The organism is Caldovatus aquaticus (assembly GCF_019458025.1).
GTDB lineage: Bacteria > Pseudomonadota > Alphaproteobacteria > Acetobacterales > Acetobacteraceae > Caldovatus > Caldovatus aquaticus.
This window is the reverse complement of record NZ_JAHZUY010000005.1, coordinates 44000-64876: the sequence shown is the minus strand read 5'-3', so window position 1 is coordinate 64876 and position 20877 is coordinate 44000. Positions and strand designations below refer to the sequence as shown.

The 20877-nt window shown below is 75.8% G+C and carries 24 protein-coding genes and 1 tRNA gene; 12 read left to right on the top strand and 13 right to left on the bottom strand.

Annotated elements, in window-relative coordinates; translation table 11 throughout:
- Window positions 1-124 precede the first annotated feature (124 nt).
- Window positions 125-1075 carry a 3-hydroxyacyl-CoA dehydrogenase gene (locus K1J50_RS03820; RefSeq protein ID WP_220116112.1) on the bottom strand — a complete coding sequence of 317 codons (951 nt, stop codon included), beginning with the start codon at window positions 1073-1075 and terminating at the stop codon, window positions 125-127.
- 68 nt (window positions 1076-1143) lie between these two features.
- Here K1J50_RS03820 and K1J50_RS03815 point away from each other — a divergent pair, with 68 nt between their 5' ends.
- The 5 genes from K1J50_RS03815 (at window position 1144) to K1J50_RS03795 (ending at window position 5754) form a co-directional block, all read left to right on the top strand.
- Window positions 1144-1317, top strand: a complete 174-nt coding sequence (locus K1J50_RS03815) for a hypothetical protein (protein WP_220116111.1) — start codon at window positions 1144-1146, stop codon at window positions 1315-1317.
- On the top strand, window positions 1317-2117 hold the full coding sequence (locus tag K1J50_RS03810) for a 5-bromo-4-chloroindolyl phosphate hydrolysis family protein (RefSeq protein WP_220116110.1): 801 nt from the start codon (window positions 1317-1319) through the stop codon (window positions 2115-2117). The genes K1J50_RS03815 and K1J50_RS03810 overlap by 1 nt, the downstream gene beginning before the upstream one ends.
- Window positions 2114-3319, top strand: coding sequence for a toxic anion resistance protein (locus K1J50_RS03805; RefSeq protein WP_220116109.1), 1206 nt, complete (start codon window positions 2114-2116; stop codon window positions 3317-3319). Before K1J50_RS03810 ends, K1J50_RS03805 begins: the two co-directional genes overlap by 4 nt.
- A gap of 143 nt (window positions 3320-3462) precedes the next feature.
- Window positions 3463-4452 (top strand): tripartite tricarboxylate transporter substrate-binding protein, encoded by a 990-nt coding sequence (locus K1J50_RS03800; protein WP_220116108.1) that lies wholly within the window; start codon window positions 3463-3465, stop codon window positions 4450-4452.
- 234 nt (window positions 4453-4686) lie between these two features.
- Window positions 4687-5754 carry an alcohol dehydrogenase gene (locus K1J50_RS03795; RefSeq protein WP_220116107.1) on the top strand — a complete coding sequence of 356 codons (1068 nt, stop codon included), beginning with the start codon at window positions 4687-4689 and terminating at the stop codon, window positions 5752-5754.
- Window positions 5755-5781: 27 nt separating this feature from the next.
- Here K1J50_RS03795 and K1J50_RS03790 read toward each other — a convergent pair whose 3' ends face one another.
- Window positions 5782-6255: a cupin domain-containing protein gene (locus tag K1J50_RS03790; RefSeq protein ID WP_255574893.1), complete on the bottom strand. Its 474-nt coding sequence runs from the start codon at window positions 6253-6255 to the stop codon at window positions 5782-5784.
- Window positions 6256-6396: 141 nt separating this feature from the next.
- On the opposite strand from K1J50_RS03790, the gene K1J50_RS03785 reads away from it, so the two are divergent.
- Window positions 6397-7008, top strand: coding sequence for a cysteine dioxygenase family protein (locus K1J50_RS03785; protein ID WP_220116105.1), 612 nt, complete (start codon window positions 6397-6399; stop codon window positions 7006-7008).
- A gap of 45 nt (window positions 7009-7053) precedes the next feature.
- On the opposite strand, the gene K1J50_RS03780 is transcribed toward K1J50_RS03785, so the two are convergent.
- From K1J50_RS03780 to K1J50_RS03755, 6 genes are all read right to left on the bottom strand, one after another.
- On the bottom strand, window positions 7054-7770 hold the full coding sequence (locus K1J50_RS03780) for a CHAP domain-containing protein (protein WP_255574892.1): 717 nt from the start codon (window positions 7768-7770) through the stop codon (window positions 7054-7056).
- A gap of 467 nt (window positions 7771-8237) precedes the next feature.
- A complete protein-coding gene (locus K1J50_RS03775; protein WP_220116103.1) occupies window positions 8238-8588 on the bottom strand; it encodes a RidA family protein in 351 nt (116 codons plus the stop codon).
- 170 nt (window positions 8589-8758) lie between these two features.
- A complete protein-coding gene (locus K1J50_RS03770; protein ID WP_220116102.1) occupies window positions 8759-9733 on the bottom strand; it encodes a Gfo/Idh/MocA family protein in 975 nt (324 codons plus the stop codon).
- A 10-nt stretch (window positions 9734-9743) separates the two neighbouring features.
- A complete protein-coding gene (locus K1J50_RS03765; RefSeq protein WP_220116101.1) occupies window positions 9744-11024 on the bottom strand; it encodes an MFS transporter in 1281 nt (426 codons plus the stop codon).
- Between the two features lie 16 nt (window positions 11025-11040).
- A complete protein-coding gene (locus K1J50_RS03760) occupies window positions 11041-11523 on the bottom strand; it encodes a hypothetical protein (RefSeq protein ID WP_220116100.1) in 483 nt (160 codons plus the stop codon).
- Window positions 11520-12059, bottom strand: coding sequence for a hypothetical protein (locus tag K1J50_RS03755; protein WP_255574891.1), 540 nt, complete (start codon window positions 12057-12059; stop codon window positions 11520-11522). Before K1J50_RS03755 ends, K1J50_RS03760 begins: the two co-directional genes overlap by 4 nt.
- 177 nt (window positions 12060-12236) lie before the next feature.
- Between K1J50_RS03755 and K1J50_RS03750 the strand changes: the two genes are divergently transcribed.
- Complete coding sequence (locus K1J50_RS03750) at window positions 12237-13523, top strand: amidase (RefSeq protein WP_220116099.1); 1287 nt, start codon at window positions 12237-12239, stop codon at window positions 13521-13523.
- Window positions 13524-13538: 15 nt separating this feature from the next.
- Here the strand turns inward: K1J50_RS03750 and K1J50_RS03745 are convergent, their stop codons facing one another.
- From K1J50_RS03745 to K1J50_RS03725, 5 genes are all read right to left on the bottom strand, one after another.
- A complete protein-coding gene (locus K1J50_RS03745; RefSeq protein ID WP_220116098.1) occupies window positions 13539-14519 on the bottom strand; it encodes a beta-ketoacyl-ACP synthase III in 981 nt (326 codons plus the stop codon).
- Between the two features lie 14 nt (window positions 14520-14533).
- Window positions 14534-15574, bottom strand: a complete 1041-nt coding sequence (gene plsX, locus K1J50_RS03740; protein ID WP_220116173.1) for a phosphate acyltransferase PlsX — start codon at window positions 15572-15574, stop codon at window positions 14534-14536.
- A gap of 115 nt (window positions 15575-15689) precedes the next feature.
- A complete protein-coding gene (rpmF, locus tag K1J50_RS03735) occupies window positions 15690-15893 on the bottom strand; it encodes a 50S ribosomal protein L32 (RefSeq protein ID WP_220116097.1) in 204 nt (67 codons plus the stop codon).
- A 116-nt stretch (window positions 15894-16009) separates the two neighbouring features.
- The gene (locus K1J50_RS03730) at window positions 16010-16561 is read right to left on the bottom strand and encodes a YceD family protein (protein WP_220116096.1); all 552 of its coding nucleotides are present in this window, start codon (window positions 16559-16561) and stop codon (window positions 16010-16012) included.
- Window positions 16545-17168: a ubiquinol-cytochrome C chaperone family protein gene (locus K1J50_RS03725; protein ID WP_369413513.1), complete on the bottom strand. Its 624-nt coding sequence runs from the start codon at window positions 17166-17168 to the stop codon at window positions 16545-16547. Before K1J50_RS03725 ends, K1J50_RS03730 begins: the two co-directional genes overlap by 17 nt.
- Window positions 17169-17326: 158 nt before the next feature.
- Here K1J50_RS03725 and K1J50_RS03720 point away from each other — a divergent pair, with 158 nt between their 5' ends.
- The 5 genes from K1J50_RS03720 (at window position 17327) to K1J50_RS03700 (ending at window position 20722) form a co-directional block, all read left to right on the top strand.
- Window positions 17327-17878, top strand: a complete 552-nt coding sequence (locus K1J50_RS03720; protein ID WP_220116095.1) for an outer membrane protein assembly factor BamE — start codon at window positions 17327-17329, stop codon at window positions 17876-17878.
- A gap of 126 nt (window positions 17879-18004) precedes the next feature.
- Complete coding sequence (locus K1J50_RS03715; protein ID WP_220116094.1) at window positions 18005-18325, top strand: integration host factor subunit alpha; 321 nt, start codon at window positions 18005-18007, stop codon at window positions 18323-18325.
- A complete protein-coding gene (locus K1J50_RS03710; protein ID WP_220116093.1) occupies window positions 18322-18834 on the top strand; it encodes a MerR family transcriptional regulator in 513 nt (170 codons plus the stop codon). Before K1J50_RS03715 ends, K1J50_RS03710 begins: the two co-directional genes overlap by 4 nt.
- A 64-nt stretch (window positions 18835-18898) precedes the next feature.
- Window positions 18899-18975, top strand: a tRNA-Pro gene (locus K1J50_RS03705).
- Window positions 18976-19288: 313 nt separating this feature from the next.
- Entirely contained in the window at window positions 19289-20722 is a 1434-nt protein-coding gene (locus tag K1J50_RS03700; protein ID WP_220116092.1) for an amidohydrolase family protein, read from the top strand.
- Window positions 20723-20877 lie beyond the last annotated feature (155 nt).

Sequence of the window (20877 nt, the reverse complement as noted above, 5' to 3'; positions counted from 1 at the left end):
GGCCGCGGGGCGCCGGTCGCCCTGGAGCCGTTTCCGCTCGGCGGTGCCCGCGGGAACGGCTCCGACTCGTCCTCCGTCGAGCGGATTCGGGCTCCCGGCCGTTTCCCGCCGTCCGCGATCCGCTCTATCCGGCCTGCCCCCGCTTGTGCGCCAGCAGCGCCATCAGCCGCCGGTCGCGCCAGGCGCTGCGCTCCGCGATCCGCTCCGGGGGCAGCGCCGCGCGGCGGGCCGCCGCGACGCGCGCGACCGTCGGCGCGTCGTAGTCGTAGGGCGTCTGCTCCTGCGTGATCCCGCCCATCAGCGCCCCGAACCGCGCCACGTAGTCCGCCACGCCGCCCGGCGCGTTCAGGTCGATGGTCTCGAACGGCCCCATGAAGGACCAGCGCAGGCCGAGCCCGTCCTTCACGCAGCGATCCACGTCCTCGACGCTCATCACGCCGTCGCGCACCAGCCGGAACGCCTCCGCCACCAGCGCTGCCTGCAGGCGGTTGAGGACGAAGCCGCGCGTCTCCCTGAACGCCGTCACCGGCACCTGCCCCACGCGCTCCATCAGCGCCCGCGTGCGCGCCACCGCCGCCGGGTCGGTCCAGGGCGCGCCGACCAGCTCCACCAGCGGCACCAGGTAGGGCGGGTTCACCGGGTGGGCGACGAGGCAGCGCGCGCGGCCGGCGAGCCCCTCGGTGAAGCCGCTCGCCGGGATGCCGGAGGTCGAGCTCGCCAGCACCACGTCCGGCGGACAGAGCGCGTCCAGACGCGCGAAGGTTGCGCGCTTCACCTCCACCCGTTCCGGCCCCTGCTCCTGCACGTGCGCGGCGCCCGCGACCGCCGCCTCCAGGCTGGGCGCCACGGCGATCCGGGCCGCGATCGCCTCCGGCGCCTCCGCGACCAAGCCGGCGGCGCGCAGGTCGGCCAGACGTTCGCCGATCGTGCCGAGCGCCGCCTCGGCCACGCCCGGCACCGGATCCCACAGCGCCACCGGCAGCCCGGCGCGCGCGAAGACGATCGCCCAGGCGCGGCCGATCAGGCCCGCCCCCACCAGCGCCACGCGCTCCGCCGGTCCTGCCGCCTCGCTCATGCGTCCCCGTTCCCGTCATCGGCGCGCCGGTTGATCCGCGCGCCCGGCGCCCGATCTAAGGATGTGCCATGGCTTCGCGCAACGACGCCCCGCGCAACGACGCCCCGCGCGACGGACGGACCGCGGCCCGGGATCGTTCCGTGCTGCTCGGCGGCTTTCCCGTTCCCCTGCGCCGTGCCTGGGGCATCGGCCTGCTGGGCCTGACCCTCTGGCTCGCCAGCGTGATTGCGCTGTTCCATTGATGCCCGAGCCGCCCCGTCCCTCTCCTGCCGTGCCAGGCGGCCTCGACGGCGGCTGGCTCGGTGAGCAGTTCCGCCGCCAGCGCACCCTCTGGCGCGGGCTGCTGCTGCCCGGCTTCTCCGCGCCGCTCTGGCTCGACGTGCCGCTGGAGCTGATCCTCGGGCACGATCCCAGGCACCTGGTCGGCACGCTGCTCGGCATCGGCCTGCCATGGCTCGCCGTCGCGATGCTGCGGCGGGGACGGCGCGGCGACACCAACCGCGCGGCGGTGATCATGGGGGCGGCAGCGGGCCTCACCGCCGGCCTTGCCGCCGGCATGCCGGCGCTGACCGCCCTGCTGCTCGGCGGCGGCGCCTGGCTCGGCACGCGCCTCCTCTACGACGGCGCCTTCGTCGAGGCCGAGCCGCTCCTGCCGCCGCCCGAGCCTCCCGCCGAACCGGCCGCGATCGCCGAGGCGCGTGCGCGCCTCGCCCGCATCCGGGCCGCGGCGGCGCGCCTGTCCGACCGGCGCCTCCAGGGCGTGGCCGGCGCCATGGCCGGCGTGCTGGACGACCTGGCGCAGCGCCCCGACCGCCTGCCCCTGGCCCGCCGCTTCCTGAACGTCCATCTGGACGGGCTGGAGCGCATCACCCGGCGCCTGGAGGCGGGCGCCACCCCGCCGGACACGCTGCCGGCGCTGCTCGCGGAGCTCGAGCGCACGGCGCAGGAGCTGCGCGAGCACCTGCGCCGCGAGGAGACCGAGGCGCTCGAAGTGCAGGTGCGGGTCCTCTCCGACCGCCTGCGCCAGGAGGGATACGGATGAGCGAGGCGAAGACGACCACCCCCGGTCCGCAGGGCCGCCCCGGCAGCGACACGGCGGCCACGCTCGCCCAGGTGGCGCTCGATGCGAACGCCGCCGCGGTGCGCGACGCCACCGCCGCCGCGGTCGCCGCCGAGGCGGCGGCGCCGGTCCCGCCCGAGCGGCGGCCGGAGATCGAGGCGCTGGCGGCGCGGCTCGACATCATGAACCCGGAGTCGATCCTCCGCTTCGGCGCCGAGGTGCAGAACCGCGCCTCCGCCGCCGCCGACGCCATGCTGGAGGGCGCGCGCAACCGCGACGCGGGGGAGGCGGGGGAGACGCTCTCCAACCTCCTCGCCACGCTGCGCGGCTTCGACGTGACCAGGCTCGCCGAGCGGCCCAGCTTCTTCGCCCGGCTGTTCGGCCGCACCGGCGCCGAGGTCGCGCGCATCGCCCAGCGCTACGAGGACATCCGCGCCCAGGTCGAGGCGATCGGCGACCGTCTCGACGTCCACCGCACACGGCTGCTCGAGGACGTGGTGAAGCTCGACCGGCTCTATGCCGCGACGCTCGAATGGTTCCACGCCCTCGGCGACCACATCGCCGCGGGCGAGCTCGCCCTCGCCCGCGTGGACCGCGAGGCGATCCCCGAGGTGACGCAGCAGGTGGCGAGCGGCGACGCGGTCGCGGCGCAGCGCCTGCGCGACCTCCGCGCCGCGCGCGACGAGCTGGAGCGGCGCATCCACGACCTCAAGCTCACGCGCCAGGTGGCGATGCAGGCGCTGCCCTCGATCCGGCTGATCCAGGAGAACGACAAGGCGCTGGCGGCGAAGATCCAGTCCGTCATCGTCAACACCGTGCCGCTGTGGCGCCAGCAGCTCGCCCAGGCGCTGGCGATCCAGCGCATGCGCGAGGCGGGGCGGACGCTCAAGGAGGCGACGGACCTGACGAACGAGCTGCTGACCGCCAACGCGGAGCGGCTGCGCCAGGGCAACGTCGAGGCGCGCACCCAGCTCGAGCGCGGCGTGTTCGACATCGAGGCGGTGAAGAAGGCGAATGCCGCCCTGGTTGCGACGATCGAGGATTCCCTGCGCATCGCGCAGGAGGCGCAGGCGCAGCGCGCCGCGGCCAACAAGGAGCTGGAGAAGGCGGAGCAGGAGATTCGCCGCGCCCTCGTCGCCGCCCGCGCCGCGGCCCCGAGCGGGAGCGGCGGCAGGCCCTTCTGACCGGCGGGACGTGCCGGCGCCGCCGGCGGCCGTCGCCGCGCCGCCTGCGCGGGGCTGGGCGCGGCGCGCGCCCTGGCCCATAACGCCGCGCGGCGGGATCGGCGGGCCTCGCCCGGCCGGCCGCCCGCGCCCGGAGCCTCGCCATGACCCCGACACGACGCGTCCTCTTCCGCCTTCTGCCCGGCGCCGCGCTGCTCGGCGCCGCCGCCCCCTCCGCCGCGCGCGCCCAGGGGACGGCCTGGCCGAGCGGACCGGTCCGCCTGATCGCGCCCTTCCCGCCGGGCGGCAGCGTGGACACCATTCTCCGGCTGCTGCAGCCGCACCTGCAGCGCGCGCTCGGCACGCCGATCGTGGTGGAGAACCGCAGCGGCGCCTCGGGCGCGCTCGGCACCGCGGCGCTGGCGCGGGCGGCGCCGGACGGGCAGACCTTCGGCCTGGTGTTCGACACCCACGCGGTCAACCAGTTCATCATTCCCAGTCTCGGCTTCGACGCGCGTGCCGATTTCGCGCCGGTGATGCTGGTCGGCACCGCGCCGATGCTGATCGCGGCGCACGTCGCGCGCCCCTGGCGCAGCCTCGCCGAGGCGATCGCCGCGGCGAAGGCGCGGCCCGACACCATCACCTACGGCACGGTCGGCGTCGGTAGCCTCGCCCATCTGACCATGACGCTGATGCAGAAGCAGGGCGGCTTCCGCCTCGTGCACGTGCCCTATCGCGGCGGCGGGCCGATGAGCACGGCGGCGGCGGCGGGCGAGCTCGACCTGGCGATGGCGACCAATGCCGGGCTCGGCGGACAGGTCGGCACCACGCTGCGCCCGCTGGCGCAGACCGGCGCGCGGCGCTCGCCGAACCTCCCCGATCTGCCGACGGTGGCGGAATCCGGCGTGCCGGGGATAGACGCGCTCGCCTGGTGGGGGATGCTCGCCCCGGCGCGCACGCCGGAGGGGATCGTCCGCCGCTTCCACGCCGCGCTCGAGGAGGCGCTCGCGGTGCCGGAGGTGCGGGCGCGGCTCAGCGGGCCGATGGGGATCGACGTGGTGGCCTCCTCGCCCGAGGCGTTCGGCGCCTTCCTCGAGCGGCAGATGGAGATCTGGGGCCAGGTGGTGCGGGAGAACAACATCCGCCCGGAGTGAGGACATCGCCGCCCCCTGGAGCCGTTGCCGCCCGGCCGTGCGCGCGGCGACGGCTCCGGCCTGTTGTCTGTCGCGCGGATTCGCGCCCTTGGCGATTCCCGGCCGGCCGCGATCCGCCCCGGTGGTGCCGCGGCTGCTCCCCGGCGCCGGGCACTCGCCCGGCCATCGCCCATTGACCTCGGCGCGCCGCGGCGTTCCGATGGCGCCCGAGGTTCCGTTGAGGAGGGTTGCCCGATGCGCGCCTGGGCCGTCGTCGAGTGCGGAAAGCCGCTCAAGGAGATCGAGATCCCCACCCCCGAGCCGGTCGGCGAGCAGGTGCTGCTGGAGGTCACCCACGCCGGCGTCTGCCACTCCGACATCCACATCTGGGAGGGCGAGTACGACCTCGGCAGCCGCGGCAAGATGCGCCTCGCCGACCGCGGCGTGACCCTGCCGCTGGCGATGGGCCACGAGATCGTCGGCAGGGTGCTGAAATGGGGGCCGGAGGCGGAGGGGAAGGGGCTCAGGGTCGGCCAGACCAAGCTCGTCTTCCCCTGGGTCGGCTGCGGCAAGTGCGACAAGTGCCTGGCCGAGGAGGACAACATGTGCCTCCAGCCGCGCTCGCTCGGCGTCTACCAGCACGGCGGCTACGCGACGCACGTTCTGGTGCCGGCGCCGCGCCACCTGATCGACATCGAGGGCCTCGATCCCGCGCTCGCCGCCACCTACGCCTGCTCGGGCGTGACGGTGTACAGCGCCATCAACAAGGTGATGCCGCTGCCGCCGGACGAGCCGATCGTGCTGGTCGGCGCCGGCGGGCTCGGCCTCAACGCCATCGCCATCCTCCGCGCGATGGGGCACCGGCGCATCGTCTCGGTGGACGTCAGCGCGGAGAAGCTGGAGGCGGCGAAGAAGGAGGGCGCCTCCGACGTCGTGCTGGCGCAGGGCGAGGACACGGCGAAGCGCATCATCGCCGCCTGCGGCGGCCCGGTGGCGGCGGTCATCGACCTGGTGAACGGCACCGCCTCCGCCCGCGCCGCCTTCGATTCGCTGCGCAAGGGCGGCAAGCTGGTGCAGGTCGGCCTGTTCGGCGGCGAGCTCACGATCCCGCTGCCGCTGATGCCGATCCGGGCGCTGACCATCCAGGGCAGCTATGTCGGCAATCCGAAGGAGCTGCGCGCGCTGGTGGAGATCGCCAAGTCCGGCAAGCTGCCCCCGATCCCGATCACGCGGGAGCCGCTGCCCAGGGCCAACGAGGCGCTGATGCGCCTGCGCGACGGCAAGGTGGTCGGCCGCATCGTGCTGACCGCCGAGGCGGCGTAGGCCCGGCCCCCGGAGCGCGGCGGCGCCTCAGTCCGCGACCGGATAGGGGGCGCCGGTCGCCGGATCGCAGGGCGGATCCGGCGTGCGCGGGATGGTGCGCGCCGCCTCTTCGCGTTCGCCGGGGCGGCCGCCGAAGGTGCGCACCCGCTGCCCGGGCGGATAGGCGCCGACCACCAGCAGGTCGGGGCTGGCGCCGAGGTTGCGGTGCCCGGTGCCCGCCGGCAGCACCACCACGTCCCCCGCCGCGAGGTCGAGCACCGGCCCCCCCTCGCCGCCGAGCTGCACCCGCACCCGGCCGGCGGCGATCGCGAGCGCCTCGTGCGCCTCCGGATGGTAGTGGTGGTGGCGGTAGATGCCGTCGCGCCAGGCGGGCGGCCAGCCGTGCCGCGCGAACAGCGCCTCCGCGGCCGCCGCGCGGTCGCCGCCCGCCGGCAGCGCGCCGCGATGCAGCAGCACCGGGAGGCGCGGGTTGTTCGGGATCTCGCCCGACGGGGCGAGCATCAGGCGTTCCGGTCCGGCCGTTCGCGCCCTCTCCTGCATCGGGACTTCTCCCCGCCCGCGCCGGGGCGACGGTTTCCTCCCGTGCGCCCCGGTCCTAGCATGCCCTGCCACGGGAGAACGCAGGAAGGGAGGAATCGCCTCATGCCCGACATCGCCCCGCTGCGCGAGTTCGTGCAGGCCATGACCCGGCTCGCCGATGCCCGGGTTCCGGAGGCGCGCTGGCTCGCCGAGGGCCGCGACCTGCTCGCCGCCCTGGTCGCGCGCGACGACTGGCTGCCGGAGGAATGCGCCCAGCCCGGGCCGACCTACCGCCAGGTCCTGCTGCACTGCGACCCGCTCGAACGCTTCTCGGTCGTCTGCTTCGTCTGGGGGCCGGGACAGAGCACGCCGGTCCACGACCACACGGTCTGGGGCCTGATCGGCATGCTGCGCGGCGAGGAGATCTCGACCGAGATGCTGCCCGACCCTTCCGGCGAGGGGCCGATGCGGCCGGGCCGGGTGGACCACCTGCGCCCCGGCGCGGTGGCCGCCGTCAGCCCGAGCTTCTCCGACATCCACGCGGTGCGGAACGCGCTCGCCGACCGGCCGAGCATCAGCATCCACGCCTACGGCGCCAATATCGGCGCGGTGACGCGCAGCGTGTTCGATCCGGCGACGGGGAAGCGGACGCGCTTCGTCTCCGGCTACACCAACGCCTTCGTGCCCAACCTCTGGGACCGCAGCCGGGAGATGATGGCGCAGGCGGCGGCCTGAAGGCGGCGCCGCGGAACGGCGCCGGCCGCCGCCCGCCCGGGCCGTTCAGCGCGCCGCCGTCTCGAGCACGCGGATCGAGAGGTCGAGGTGCCGGCGCGCATGCGGCGAGGCGCTCGGCGCCGCCGGCTGCTCCGCCAGCTCGATCCAGGGTGACACGCCGCCCCCCCGGCTCGCGGGGAAGGCCTCTGCCCCCGCCGGTGCCGCCGTCGCCGTGCCGAGGAGGCGCGGCCCGCGGCTGCGCCCCGCCAGCATGATGCCGCCCGCTGGGTCGGGGCGGTTGTAGATGAATCCGTAGGTCGGATAGACGCGCCCGTAGGTGCCGCCGGTCCAGCCGACCTGCACGCGCACCTGCGTCCAGTCGTTGCCGGGCGAGACGTCCACCACGCTGACGCCGCGCATCACCGTGCCGCGGCGGATGCCCGGACCGGCCCAGTTGGCGTGGTCCACCAGCACCTCGCGCGCGGAGAGCACGCGGCTCACCACCGCGACGTGGCCGAGGTGCATCCCGCCCGAGGCGGGAAAGGCGAGCACCGCGCCGGGCTCCGGCGCGCTGCCGCGGGCGTAGAGGCCGGCGGCGTTGTGCCACCAGTCGCGGCCGTTGCCGGAGATCTCCATGCCGGTGATCTGGCGGACATAGGGCACGCAGGAGATGCCGCGCCCCGCGCCGTCCGCGGCGCCGCGCGCCGCGCCGGTGCCCGCTGCCCGCTGCGCCGGCCTCTCGGGCGTGGCGACACCCGGCGGCATCGCCGCGCGTCGCGCCATCGCCAGGCGTGCCGGACGTGGAGCCTGGTCCGGCTGCGCATGCGCCGCGATCATCGTCCCCTGACGCCCCGTCCCCTGCCGGTCCGTGCGGGCTTCGGCGGGAGAGGCCCCGCCCGCAACGGCCACGGCGCCCAGCAGCACGACCGCCGCTGCCCCCAAGCGCGGTGTCCGCATGAGATTTCCTTTGTTGCCACCCTGTCGCGAGGGCGTGAGCGCCTCGCTGCACCGGCGTTACCCTTGGCCGAGCGGCGCGGGCAACCCGGCGCGGCGTTACCGGGCGTAATGTCGCGTGATTTGCGTGAAACGCCTGTGGATATTCGCCCGATCGCGGACGACGGTCCTATGATTTGCGGCAGAAATGAGGCTCGCCACAGTGTGGCGGCGCCGCTGCAACAGTGCGCAGACACGAAACCGGGGCGGCGGGAACGAGTCCCGCCGCCCCGGCGAACGGAGCGAACGCGCCGACGTCAGCGGCAGGCGACGATCATGATCTCCACGAGATGCCGCGGATCGGCCATGTTCGCCTGCACGCAGGCGCGCGCCGGCTGGCCGCCCGGCGGCAGCCAGGCGATCCACTCCTTGTTCATTGCCTCGCGGTCGCGGATGTCCTTGAGCCAGATCTGGGCGCTGAGCAGGCGGGTCTTGTCCGTGCCCTGCGCCTCCAGCGCCGCGTCTATCTTGGCCAGGACCTGCCGCGTCTGCCCGGCGATGTCCTGCGACAGGTCGTCGGCGGTGATGCCGGAGAGGAAGACGAAATTGTGGTACTCGACCGCGGTCGAGAGGATCGGGTTGGAGTTGTGGCGGGTGATCCTGGCCATGCGCGCGTCTCCTCCGTTGCGGCACGCGCCGCTTCTAGAGCAGATCGCGGACGGCCGGAAGCGGCCGGGCGCGTGCGCCGGCCCTTGAACGACAGGCGGCAATCGCTGCCGCAGGCCGTGGCGAGTGCACGGCCGTCGCCACGGCGGCGAACGCGGCCCGGCGCCCGCGCCTACGCCACCGCGTGCGTCCCGCCGGAGGCCGCCGCGCCGATCATCGCCTCGAACACCGCGACGCCGTGGATCGCCTCCTCGAGCGGCAGCGGATAGGCCGGGCCGCCGGCAACCGCGGCGGCGAAGGCCGCGAGCTCGGCGCGCTCGAGGTCGGTCCTCGGGAAGTCGCGCACCCAGCCCTCGCCCTCGAGCGGCGTGAAGCGCAGACGCTCCGGCCCGTCCATCTCGAGAATCGCCCGGGTGCCGAACAGCGTCACGCGCCAGTGCCGCGGCACGGCGGCGAGCGTGGCGAAGGTGCAGGTGGCGCCCGAGGCGAAGCGGGCGAGCATCGCCGTCGTGTCGTCGATGCTCGGCAGCACCTGCCGCGCCGAGGCGACGGTCACGCTGGCGAAGCGCCCCATCAGGTGGATCAGCATGTCCACCATGTGGATGCCCATTCCGCCCATGCCGCCGAGCGGGCTCTCGCCGCGGTCGCTGCGCCAGGAGTCCGGCGCGTAGCCGAGCGCGCCCGGCCCGCTCATGTTCCCCTCCGCGTGCAGCACGCGCCCGAGCGCCCCCTCGCCGAGGAGGCGGCGCATCTCGGCGATGGCGGGCAGGAAGCGCCGGTTGTGGCCGAGCGCGAGCACCACCCCGGCCTCGCGGCAGGCGGCGACCGCGGCCTCGGCGCTCGCCCTGCTCAGGGTGAAGGGCTTCTCGACGAAGACGTGCTTGCCGGCCCGCGCCGCGGCGATCACCTGCTCCGCGTGCTGCCCGTGCGGCGTCGCGAGCACGACCGCCCGCACCGAGGGGTCGGCGAGCACCGCCGCATAGCTCTCGTGCAGCCGGATGCCCTGCCGCGCGGCCCAGTCGCGCGCGCGCTCCGGCCGGCCGGTGCATCCGGCGACGAAGCGGAGACCGGCCTCGTTCCTCCCCTGCACGCTCTCGACCAGCGTGCGTCCCCAGCGGCCCATGCCGACGATCGCGGCGTCGAGCATCTGCTTCCCCCTATTTCCCGTCTCCCGCGGCGCGCGGCGAGGACCCGTCCTCGAGCGCCGCCGCCATGCGCGGCAGCCGCATCATCCCGAGGGCGAACACCGCGATCGCCAGCAGCCCCGCCGCCATGGTCGGCCAGCGCAGCCCGAACGCCTCGCCCAGCAGGCCGAGCACCAGCGCGCCGAGCGCCGGGAAGACGCGCACGATCAGCCCCCACAGGCTGAGGATCCGCCCGCGCATCGCCGGGTCGGAGGCGCTCTGCACCAGGGTCTGCACGGCGATCCCGTGCATCGAGGAGACGGCGCCGAGCAGCCCCGCGCAGAGCACGCCGAGCGGGAACCATCCCGTCGCCACGAACCCCGTCAGGGCGAGGCCCTGCCCGGCGATCGCCAGGTTGGAGAGGCGCGTCGTCCCGGCGAGGCGCCCGCGCGCGGCGAGCAGCACGCCGGCGACCAGGGCGCCGATGCCGAAGGCTCCGGTCAGCACCGCCAGCCCCTGGACGCCCATGCCGAACAGCCGCTCGACATAGGGCGGCAGGATCTCCTGCACCCCGCGCACGAGCAGCGCGGCCGCCGCGGCGAGGGCGAGGATCGGTCCGAGGCCCGGATGCCGCGCGGCGTAGCGCAGCCCTGCCGCCACGTCGCCGAGCAGGCTGCCCCGGCCCGCGTGCCCACGCCGCTCCGTCTGCGCGACGGAGAGCAGCGGCATGGTGAACGTCGCCACCACGTAGGCGCAGGCGTTGAGGAGGACGGCCGGCGCCGGGCCGTAGAGCGCGATCAGCGGCCCGGCCACGGCCGGCCCGACGAAGCGCGCGACATTGAAGCAGAGGCTGTTCAGCGCCACCGCCGCAGGCAGGTCGGCGGGCGGGACGATCGCCGGCACCAGAGTCTGGCGCGCCGGCTGGGCGAAGCTCTGCGCCGTGCCGCCGACCACCTCGAGGGCCAGCAGCGCGGCGATGCCGAGATGGCCGGTCGCGGCGAGCAGGCCGAGCGAGGCCGCCTGCGTGGCGATGCCGAGCTGCGTCGCCATGGTCAGCCGCATCCGGTCCACGCGGTCGGCGATGGCGCCGGCGAGCGGACTCACCACCACGGCCGGGATCAGGTCGCAGAACGCCACCAGCCCCACCCAGGAGGCGCTGCCGGTCAGCTCCCAGGCCAGCCAGATCACCGCGACGCGGTGCAGCCAGAGCCCGGTCCAGGAGAGCAGCGAGGCGGCGAAGAAGATCCGCGCGTTGCGGTGCGACAGGGCGCGGGTGAGAGCGGCGAACCGCGGGGCGGAGCCGAGCGCGGCCATGGCGGCCGCGCGGCGCTCAGGACCCGCTCCTCCGCGGCCGCCGGGACGCCGGGGCGGGAGCCGGGGCCGCCGGGGCCGCTCCGGCCGCGGAGGGCGCGGCGCCGGCCTGCGGCCCCGGCCCGTCCTCGCCGCCGTGCCGGCGCACGCACTCCTCGACCATGCGGTCGCGCTCGAACTGCTGGGCGAGCCGGTCGGTCTCGGCGCGCAGGGTCGGGATGTTGGCCTGCACGCCGACGCGGCTCTCGCCCTCGTCGGTGCGCATCTGCTGGCCGCGGTCGCGGTACAGCACCACGCGCTCGGCCTCCCGTCGGCAGGCCTCGACCAGGGCGTCGCGCGAGACCCGCTCGCCGCCCGGCGCCGCGCCGGGGCCGCGCGGCGTCGGCTGCACCAGCCCGGAGACCGACACCGGCGGCGCCGGCGCGGCGGGCGCGCAGGCGGCAACGGCCATGGCGGCGGCGAGAACGAGGCCGGGGAAGGGAAGGGCGGCGATTCGGCTCATGCGGCAGGGACTCCGAGGCGCGGCGGCAACGGGCGGGACAATAGCCGCGCCAGCACCGCCTCGTCGAACCGCGCCGTGGCGTCGAGCGGGAGCCGCGCGGCGGCGCCGAGAAGCGAGGGGTGCAGCGCGATTCCGCGCCCGCCCGGCGCCAGGTCGAACAGGTCGGCGAGCCAGGCGGCGCGGGTCATGACCTCGACCAGGGCCAGCAGGCGCAGGCAGAGGGCCAGTCCGCCGAGGCTGTCGAGACCGACGAGCCGGTCGATCGCCTCTGCCCAGCAGCGGGCGTCGGGATCGGCGATGGCGATCTCGGTGGTCTCGTCGCCCTCCGGCGGTGCGTCGCCAGCGGCGGCGGGCGCGCGGTGGAAGACGAGCATCCGCGGCGGGCCCCACAGGCGCGCCGTCGCCGCCTCCCGCGCCGCGTCCCAGGCGCGCAGCAGCTCGCGCGGCGGCACCGGCGGCAGGCGCTCGGGCGGCAGGGCGATCGCGTAGGCCAGGGCGCCGTGCGGCGCGCGGACCACTCGGATGGGCTCGGGCATCGCCCGAGTCTGGCGCCCCGGCCGCCGCCGCGCCAGGGGGCGGGGACGCAACGAGGGCACCGCCCGCCCGGGGGCGCCCCGCCCCGCCGGCCGGACGCGGCGCCGCGGGCCGGGACGTGCGCGCACGCGCGCACCGCGCGGCTTGACCTTCCCGCGCGAAGGCGCAGGCTTCGCGTCATGAGCGATCCCGCCGACCTCTCCGCCGCCGAGGCCGCGCGCCGCATCCGCGCCGGCCGCCTCTCCGCCGCCGCCCTGATGGAGGCCTGCCTCGACCGCATCGCGCGGCGCGAGCCCGAAATCCGCGCCTTCGCCTGGCTCGATCCCGCCGCGGCGCGGCGCGCGGCGGAGCGGGCGGACCGCGCCGGGCTCGCCGACAGGCCGCTCGCCGGGCTGCCTTTCGGCGTCAAGGACGTGATCGACACCGCCGACCTGCCCTCGCAGTACGGCTCGCCGATCTGGGCCGGGCACCGGCCGCGCGCCGACGCGGCGGCGGTGGCGCTGGCGCGCGGCGCCGGCGCGGTGATCATCGGCAAGACCGTCACCACCGAGTTCGCCACCCGCCACCCGGGGCCGACCGCCAATCCCCGCAACCCGCGTCACACGCCGGGCGGCTCCTCCTCCGGCTCGGCGGCCGGCGTGGCGGCGGGATTCTTCCCGCTCGCCTTCGGCACCCAGACCGCGGGCAGCATCATCCGCCCCGCGGCCTTCTGCGGCGTCGTCGGCTACAAGCCGAGCTTCGGCCTGATCCACCGCGCCGGGATGAAGGTGATGAGCGAGTCGCTCGACACCATCGGCGTGATGGCGCGCAGCGTCGCCGATTGCGCCCTCGCGGTCGCGGCGATCACCGGCCGCGACCTCGGCGATCCGGAGGCGAAGCCGGCGCGCCCGCCGCGCCTCGCGCTCTGCCTCGGCCCGACCGCCGGCCTCGCGGCGCCGGAGACGCGCGCGCTGCTCGAGCGCGCGGCCGAGGCCTGCCGGCGCGCCGGGGCGGCGGTGGAGCCGCGCGAGATGCCGCCCGTCGTCGCCCGCGCGCTGGAGTGGCACGGCCATGTGATGAACATGGAGACGGCGCAGGCCCTCGCCTGGGAGCTGGCCGAGGCGCGCGCGCAGATCTCCGCGGTGCTGCGCGAGCGGATGGACTGGGCGCGCGCCCAGCCGCCTTCCGCGCTCGACGAGGGCCGCGCCGCCTTCGCCGCCGCCCGCACGGCCTTCCCGGGCGCGATCGAGGGGTTCGATGCGGTGCTGACGCCGAGCGCGCCGGGCGAGGCGCCGGAGGGCCTCGGCTGGACCGGCGATCCGGCCTTCAACGCGCTGTGGACCGCGCTCGGCGTGCCGTGCGTGACGGTGCCGGCCGGCACCGGGCCGCGCGGGCTGCCGCTCGGCGTGCAGATCGTCGGGCCCGCGGGGGAGGACGCGCGGACCCTGGCCTGGGCCGAATGGGTGCGCCAAGCGGTGGCGGGCTGAGCGCCCGCCCGCGCCTCAGAACCGCGCCAGCGCCGCGCCCCAGGTCAGGCCGCCGCCGATCCCCTCCATCAGCACCAGGTCGCCGCGGCGGATGCGGCCGTCGCCGACCGCCTCGGCCAGCGCCAGCGGGATCGAGGCGGCGGAGGTGTTGGCGTGGCGGTCCACGGTCAGCACCACGCGGTCGGGCTCCATGTGGAGCTTCTTCGCCATCGCCTCGATGATGCGGCGGTTCGCCTGGTGCGGCACCAGCCAGTTGACGTCGTTGTGGCCGAGGCCGTTGGCGGCGAGCGCCTCGTCCACCACGGCGGCGAGCTTGACGACGGCGTGGCGGAACACCTCGCGCCCGGCCATGCGCAAAAGGCCGTGTCTCGCGTTGGAGCCGGGGCCGCCGTCGATGTGCAGGATGTCGCCGAAGCGCCCGTCCGAATGCAGGTGGGTCGAGAGGATGCCGTGGTCGGAAGGGGTGCCGCGGCCGTCGCCCGCGCGCAGCAGCACCGCGCCGGCGCCGTCGCCGAACAGCACGCAGGTGCCGCGGTCGGTCCAGTCGAGGATGCGCGAATAGACCTCGGTGCCGACCACCAGCGCCGTGCGCACCTGTCCCGCGCGGATCATCGCGTCGGCGACGCCGAGCGCATAGACGAAGCCGGTGCAGGCGGCGGAGAGGTCGAAGCCGAAGCCGCGCGTCGCCCCGATCTTGGCCTGGATGCGCACCGCCGTGCTGGGGAAGCCGGAATCGGGGGTGGAGGTGGCGACGACGATCGCCTCCACCTCCTCCGGTCTCGCCCCGGCCTGGGCCAGCGCCGCGCGCGCCGCGGCGGCGCCCATGTCGGAGGCGGTCTCGCCCTCGGCGGCGAAGTGGCGCCGGCGGATGCCGGTGCGCTCGACGATCCAGGCGTCGGAGGTGTCGAGCCCGTGCAGGCGGGCGAGTTCGTCGTTGGTGACCACCCGCTCCGGCAGGTAGCCGCCGCAGCCTGCGATCAGCGCGCGTGTCGGCATGGTGCGATCGTCTCTCAGCGCCCGGCGCCGGCCGAGGCGAGGCGGGGCGGTGTCGCGGCGGGGGGAGGGGCGGCGGCCGGGGAGAGGCGGGCGAGACCGTCGCGGATCCGTTCCTGGAAGCCGTGCGTCACCATGTCCATGGCGACGTCCACGGCATGGGCGAAGCCGAGCGCGTCGGTGCCGCCGTGGCTCTTCACCACGACGCCGTTCAGCCCGAGCAGGATCGCGCCGTTGTAGCGGCGCGGGTCCATCCACTCCCGCAGCCGGTCGAGCGCGGGGCGCGCGAGCAGGTAGCCGAGCCGCGCCGGCACGGAGGAGGTGAACACCTGGCGCAGCAGGTCGCGCATCAGCTTCAGCGCGCCCTCGCCGGTCTTGAGCGCGATGTTGCCGGTGAAGCCGTCGGTGACGATCACGTCCACGGTGCCGGCGGTGATGTCGTTGCCCTCGACGAAGCCGCGGAAATTGGGGCCGATGTGCGACTCGCGCAGCACCTCGGCGGCCTGGCGCAGCCGCTCGTCGCCCTTCATCTCCTCGGTGCCGACGTTGAGCAGGCCGATGGTCGGCGCGGTCAGGCCGAGCACGGCGCGGGCGAAGGCGTCGCCCATCACCGCGAACTCCACCAGGTTGCGCGTGTCGCACTGCACGTTGGCGCCGAGGTCGAGCAGCACCACGTCGCCGCGCGCCGAGGGCCCGATCGCGGCGAGCGCCGGCCGGTCTATCTCCGGCAGCGTCTTCACCACGATCTTGGCGAGCGCCATCAGCGCCCCGGTGTTGCCGGCCGAGACGACGCCCGCCGCCTCGCCGGAGGCCACCGCGTCGATCGCGACGCGCATCGAGGAGTGGCGCATGCGCAGCGCCAGCGTCGGCTTCATCTCGCCGCCGATCACCTCGGGCGCGTGGCGCAGGGTGCAGGCCGCGGCGGCGCGCCGGCGCCGCGCCAGCGCGGGGCCGACGCGGGACTCCTCGCCCACCAGCAGGAAGCGCGCCCCCGGGTGCCGCTCGGCGGCGAGCTCGAGCCCGTCGAGCACCATCTCCGGCGCGCCGTCGCCGCCCATCGCGTCCACCGCGAGCGCGAAGCGTCCGGCGGCAGGGGCGGCGGCGGCGCTGGCCTGGCCTGGGCGGCTGTGCGGCGACACGGGGCTGCGGCAGTCCGGCGCGCGGGGCGCGCGGTCAGGTGTGGACGGTGGACTTCAGCGCGTCGCCCGCGGGCGCCACCTCACGCCCCCGGTAGTGGCCGCAGGAGGGGCAGACGTGGTGCGGCCGCTTCAGCTCGCCGCAATTCGGGCATTCCTGGTAGGACGGCTTCGACAGGGCCTCATGGCTGCGACGCATGCCGCGCCGGGAGGGTGAGACCTTCTTCTTCGGGACGGCCATGGCGCCGGGCCTCTCTCAATCAACGTCAGCCGGTTCTTTCGGGAGGGGCCGCCATTACCACCCCACCCCGGACGGCGCAAGGACGGGGCATGCCGAGTCGTCCCGCCGCCTGCTGCTCATTCCTCGTCCCGCTTCGGCCGCAGCCGGGCAAGCGCCGCGAAGGGGCGTGCCCCCGCGGCCGGCGGCACCGCCTCCGGCCCGTCCCCGGGCGCGCGGAGGTCGGGGGGCAGCGTCGCGCCCTCGGCGCGCGGATAGGGATCGAGGGCGAGGGCGAGCTGCTGCGCCAGCGCCTCGCCGAGGTCGAGCACGCCGCCGGGCTCCATCGGCACGACGTCGGGCGCCTCGGGCTCCTCCTCGCCCAGCGCCTCCGCGGCCTCGGCGGGGACGAAGCGCAGGTCCACGCGCTCCTCCACGCGCTGCGTCACCGGCGCGAAGGAGACGACGCATTCCTGCACGACCGTCGCCACCAGCCGGCCGCGCGCCGCGATCTGCCCGCCGGGCGCCGGCCGCAGCGTGACCTCGGCCTCGAGCCGCTCCACCGCCTCGATCCCGAAGCGCCGCGCCAGCGCCGCGCGTTCGGCCGGGCTTGCCACGAGGCGTTCGGTGCGGCCCTCGGCGCTGATCCGGTCGGCGCGCACGGGGCGGGAGAATTCAGGCCGGAGCGGCATCGGAGGGCTCCCCCTCGGCGGGCAGGAGGGCGGGCGGGAAGACGGCCTCGCCGGCGGCGAGTGCCGCGAGCGGCTGGCGCGCCAGCGCCGCGTCCGCGGCGCGCGCATAGGCGGCGAGGCGCCACGCCGGCGCGGCCGGCCGCCCGTCGGCGCCGGTTCCGGGCGCGGCGCCGCGCCAGACATTGCGGGCGAGGGCCGCCGCCAGCGCCGCCGTGTCGCCGGCCGCGAGCGCCGCCTCGTAGGCGCGGGCGCGGCCGTGGAACGCCTCCCACATCCGGCGCACCCGCTTGCCCACCGCGAGGTCGCCGACCCCCATCTCGCGCAGCGTCTGGTCCATGTCGGAGAACATCGCGTCGAACACCGCCTGGGCGAGCGCCGGGCCGCGCGGGTCGGGGTCCGTGCGCAGGCGGCGGATCAGCAGGGCGGCGTGCAGCCCGACCAGGTCGAAGCGCCCGTCGAGCGTGTCCGGCACGGCGAAGCCGGGGCCGAACAGCGCCGGCGCGCGCGCCGCCGCGACCGCCGCGGCGTAGAGCGCGAAGCCGGCCCGCTCGTGCGGGCGGCGCCGCTCCAGCAGGGCGGTGAGGCGTTCGACGATCCGGCGCGGCACGGTCCCGCAGGCTCCTCCCGTTCCTCCGCGCGTCGCGCCGGGGTCTCGGCCGGCCGGATGCGGGCGGCCGGGCGGGCCGCGCCCCGATCGCGCGCGTCGCTCCCCGCCCGCGCATCGCGCCGGTTGACGGCGCGGCGGGGCGGTGGCATCGCGCTGACATGGCCCGCCACACCCGCCCGGTCAACGCCGTTCCGTGCCCGGCCGCCGCCTCCCGCCGTCCGCGTGGCGCCCTCGCCGCGGCGGCGCTGAGCCTCGGCCTGCTCGCCGGCTGTTCCTTCTTCGAAGCGCCTCCGGTGCAGCGCGGCAACCGCGTGGACCCGGAGGACCTCGCCCAGATCACGCCGGGGGTGCAGACGCGCCAGGACGTGCAGGCGCTGCTCGGCTCGCCGACGGCGCGCAGCACCTTCGACGACCGGGAGTGGTTCTACATCAGCTCCGTCACCCGGCAGCGGCCGGGCCGCCAGCTCGCGCAGAGCGAGCAGCGGGTGGTGGCGATCCGCTTCGACGACTCCGGCAAGGTGAGAGAGATCCGCGAGCTCGGCCCGGAAGACCAGCGCCAGGTCACCTTCGTCCGGCGCGAGACGCCGGTGCCCGGCAACGAGCGGACCCTGCTGCAGGAGCTGTTCGGCAACATCGGCCGCTTCGGCGGCCCCCCCGGCGGCCGGAACCTTCCGGGGCCGAGCCCGGGCCCGACCGGCCCGGGCACGTGACGGCGCAGGCCTGCCCGGTGCCCGAGCGGGCGGGCGCGATCCGGGACGGAGCCGCAACGCCGTTGACGACCGGAGGGGATGCCGGTTTTCTTGCAAGCTGAATGGCTTGCGAGGGATCGCTCGGGCATGAACACGGTCACCCGCGCGCATCTGGCCGAGGCGATCTACGCCCAGGTCGGACTGTCGCGCAACGAGAGCGCCGCCTTGCTCGAGACGGTGCTGGAGCGCATCGCGGCCGCGCTCGAGGCCGGGGAGCCGGTGAAGATCGCCGCCTTCGGCACCTTCAGCGTGCGCCAGAAGGGCCAGCGCATCGGCCGCAACCCCAAGACCGGCGTCGAGGTGCCGATCCTGCCGCGCCGCGTCCTGACCTTCCGCCCGAGCCAGGTCCTCAAGGCGCGCATCAACGGCCAGCCCCTGCCGCGGGCCGGCCGGGACGGCGGCGCGTGAACGGCGCGCCCGAGGAGAGCCGCCCCGCCGGGGCCGGCGGTCCCCCCCTGCGCCCGCGCAAGGCCCCGACCGCGTTCCGCACCATCAGCGAGGTGTCGGACGACCTCCACATTCCGCAGCACGTCCTGCGCTTCTGGGAGACGAAGTTCCCGCAGCTCAAGCCGCTCAAGCGCGGCGGCGGGCGCCGCTACTACCGGCCCGAGGACATCGCGCTGCTGCGCCGGATCAGCGACCTGCTCTACACGCAGGGCTACACGATCAAGGGCGTGCAGCGGCTGCTGCGCGAGGGCGGGCTGGAAGGCGCCGCGGTGCCCGGGCCGGCTGCCGGGAGCGAGACGCATGGCGAGCTGCCGCTCGGCGATGGGGGCACCGCGTCGCTCTACGCGCAGGCCGACCCCGCCGCGGCGGCGCTGCGCGAGGCGCTGGAGGCGCTGGAGGCGATCGCGCGCGACCTGCGCGCGCTGGCAGCGGGGGGCGGCGGGCGCGCCGGCGGCAGAAGCGAAGCGTGAACGGCCGCCCTCTCCCCCGGGACTGGCGCCGGCGCGCGGCCGGTGCTAGATCGCGGGCGCTGGTCGGAGCGTAGCGCAGCCTGGTAGCGCATCAGTCTGGGGGACTGGGGGTCGTGGGTTCAAATCCCGCCGCTCCGACCATTGCGATCCCTTGCATGGTGGCGTCGTCTCGTCCTCGCGGACGGCTTGCGGGCAGGTGCCGGGCCTGAACCCGCTCGCGCCGCTTTTCGCCAGGCGGGCGATCCGCGGCCGACCCCGCCGCGGGCTTCCGCGACACCGCCGGCACCGCCTTCGGCGCCTTCCGCCCGGACGCATCCGGCGACGGCGTCGCCCGCCGCGGCCATTCGCACGCCCAGGGAGTGGGCTCCGGCCGCGGGGCCGTCTCCCGCCAGCCCTTGCGCCGCACCGGCGGCCGCAGGACCATGCCGCCCTCCGCAACGGAGGGGGAAGCGCCATGGTCGAGCTCGTCATCCGCGGCGATCGCGTCGTCACCCCGCAGGGCGACGGGCCGGCCGACGTGGCGATCGCCGGCGGGCGCATCGTCGCGGTGGCCGCGCCGGGGAGCTTCCCGGTGCCGGAGGGCGCGCGGCTCGTGGACGCCATGGGCAAGATCGTGATGCCGGGCGGAATTGATCCGCACGTGCACTGCCTGTGGCACCTGCCCAACCCGGACGGCACGGCGGGCCTCACCGAGGGGCCCAACCGGGTCAGCCGCGCGGCGCTGCACGGCGGCACGACCACGATGATCGACTTCGTCCGCTGGACCCACGGCAGCACCATCGAGGGCGTGATCGAGAAGCGCCGCGCCGAATGGACCGCGGACGGCTGCCATTGCGACTACGCCTTCCACGTGATGGTCGAGGGCGACCTGCCGCCGGACATCCCCGCCCAGCTCGGCGAGGCGATCCGCGCGGGGTGGCCGACGGTGAAGATCTTCACCACCGACATCACCCCGAGCCGCCGCGGCCGCATGGTGGACTTCGGCGACATCTGGGAGGTGTTCAAGGTGCTGGCCGCCGCGCGCGGCCTCGGCGTGATCCACGCCGAGGACAACGACATCGTCATGCACATGTACGCGAAGCTGATCCGCGAGGGGCGCGTCGGCTTCGAGAACATGGCGGAGGTGCACAACACGCTGTCGGAGGACCTCTCCTTCCGCCGCGTCATCCGCCTCGCCGAGCACGTGCCGGGCACGGCGCTCTACATGATGCACGTCTCGGCGGCGAACGGCGTGCGCGCGATCCGCGAGGCGCAGGCGAAGGGCCTGCCGATCTACGGCGAGACGCTGCACCAGTACCTGCTCTACAGCAGCGAGGACTATCGCCGCCCGAACGGGCAGATCTACCATACCTACCCGTCGCTGAAGTCGAAGGCGGACCAGGAGGAGCTGTGGGCCGGGACGCGCGACGGCGCGATCGGCTCGGTGGCGACGGACGAGATCTGCTGCTCGCTCGCGGTGAAGGTGCAGGGCAGGCGGATCGACGACACCACCGGCGGCAATGCGGGCGTCGAGCCGCGCCTCGCGGTGATGTACACCGAGGCGGTGGCGAAGCGCGGCTACCCGCTGCGGTGCTTCGTGGACCTGGTCTCGACCAACGCGGCGAAGGTGATGGGGCTCTACCCGCGCAAGGGGGCGATCGCGCCGGGGAGCGACGCCGACATCACCATCCTCGACCCCGCGCTGCGGCGCATCGTGCGCGCCGAGACGCTGCACGAGACCGACTACTCGCCCTGGGAGGGCCGCGAGGTCGCCGCCTGGCCCTGCATGACCATCCTGCGCGGCAAGGTGGTGGTCGAGGACGGCCGCTTCCTCGGCGGCGCGGCGCCGAGCGGCGAGTGGCTGCCGCGGCGCATCCCGGACGAAGTGCTGGAAGGCGCCGCGGTCTGAGGCGGACGTCCGGACGGCGACGGGGTCAGGCCATCCCGGCATCCCGGCGACCGCCGTGGCGCGCCAGGCGCGCGGGCACCGCCATCGCCGGCCGGATCACCGCGTTGCCGGAGGCGGAGGCGGCCGGACCGGCGGCGCCGTGGCCGGTGCCGCAG

Coding starts and splice junctions, on each gene's coding strand:
- K1J50_RS03820 (WP_220116112.1), bottom strand. CDS start 1,075: ATGAGCGAGGCGGCAGGACCGGCGGAGCGCGTGGCGCTGGTGGGGGCG.
- K1J50_RS03815 (WP_220116111.1), top strand. CDS start 1,144: ATGGCTTCGCGCAACGACGCCCCGCGCAACGACGCCCCGCGCGACGGA.
- K1J50_RS03810 (WP_220116110.1), top strand. CDS start 1,317: ATGCCCGAGCCGCCCCGTCCCTCTCCTGCCGTGCCAGGCGGCCTCGAC.
- K1J50_RS03805 (WP_220116109.1), top strand. CDS start 2,114: ATGAGCGAGGCGAAGACGACCACCCCCGGTCCGCAGGGCCGCCCCGGC.
- K1J50_RS03800 (WP_220116108.1), top strand. CDS start 3,463: ATGACCCCGACACGACGCGTCCTCTTCCGCCTTCTGCCCGGCGCCGCG.
- K1J50_RS03795 (WP_220116107.1), top strand. CDS start 4,687: ATGCGCGCCTGGGCCGTCGTCGAGTGCGGAAAGCCGCTCAAGGAGATC.
- K1J50_RS03790 (WP_255574893.1), bottom strand. CDS start 6,255: ATGCTCGCCCCGTCGGGCGAGATCCCGAACAACCCGCGCCTCCCGGTG.
- K1J50_RS03785 (WP_220116105.1), top strand. CDS start 6,397: ATGCCCGACATCGCCCCGCTGCGCGAGTTCGTGCAGGCCATGACCCGG.
- K1J50_RS03780 (WP_255574892.1), bottom strand. CDS start 7,770: ATGGCGCGACGCGCGGCGATGCCGCCGGGTGTCGCCACGCCCGAGAGG.
- K1J50_RS03775 (WP_220116103.1), bottom strand. CDS start 8,588: ATGGCCAGGATCACCCGCCACAACTCCAACCCGATCCTCTCGACCGCG.
- K1J50_RS03770 (WP_220116102.1), bottom strand. CDS start 9,733: ATGCTCGACGCCGCGATCGTCGGCATGGGCCGCTGGGGACGCACGCTG.
- K1J50_RS03765 (WP_220116101.1), bottom strand. CDS start 11,024: ATGGCCGCGCTCGGCTCCGCCCCGCGGTTCGCCGCTCTCACCCGCGCC.
- K1J50_RS03760 (WP_220116100.1), bottom strand. CDS start 11,523: ATGAGCCGAATCGCCGCCCTTCCCTTCCCCGGCCTCGTTCTCGCCGCC.
- K1J50_RS03755 (WP_255574891.1), bottom strand. CDS start 12,059: ATGCCCGAGCCCATCCGAGTGGTCCGCGCGCCGCACGGCGCCCTGGCC.
- K1J50_RS03750 (WP_220116099.1), top strand. CDS start 12,237: ATGAGCGATCCCGCCGACCTCTCCGCCGCCGAGGCCGCGCGCCGCATC.
- K1J50_RS03745 (WP_220116098.1), bottom strand. CDS start 14,519: ATGCCGACACGCGCGCTGATCGCAGGCTGCGGCGGCTACCTGCCGGAG.
- plsX (WP_220116173.1), bottom strand. CDS start 15,574: ATGGGCGGCGACGGCGCGCCGGAGATGGTGCTCGACGGGCTCGAGCTC.
- rpmF (WP_220116097.1), bottom strand. CDS start 15,893: ATGGCCGTCCCGAAGAAGAAGGTCTCACCCTCCCGGCGCGGCATGCGT.
- K1J50_RS03730 (WP_220116096.1), bottom strand. CDS start 16,561: ATGCCGCTCCGGCCTGAATTCTCCCGCCCCGTGCGCGCCGACCGGATC.
- K1J50_RS03720 (WP_220116095.1), top strand. CDS start 17,327: ATGGCCCGCCACACCCGCCCGGTCAACGCCGTTCCGTGCCCGGCCGCC.
- K1J50_RS03715 (WP_220116094.1), top strand. CDS start 18,005: ATGAACACGGTCACCCGCGCGCATCTGGCCGAGGCGATCTACGCCCAG.
- K1J50_RS03700 (WP_220116092.1), top strand. CDS start 19,289: ATGGTCGAGCTCGTCATCCGCGGCGATCGCGTCGTCACCCCGCAGGGC.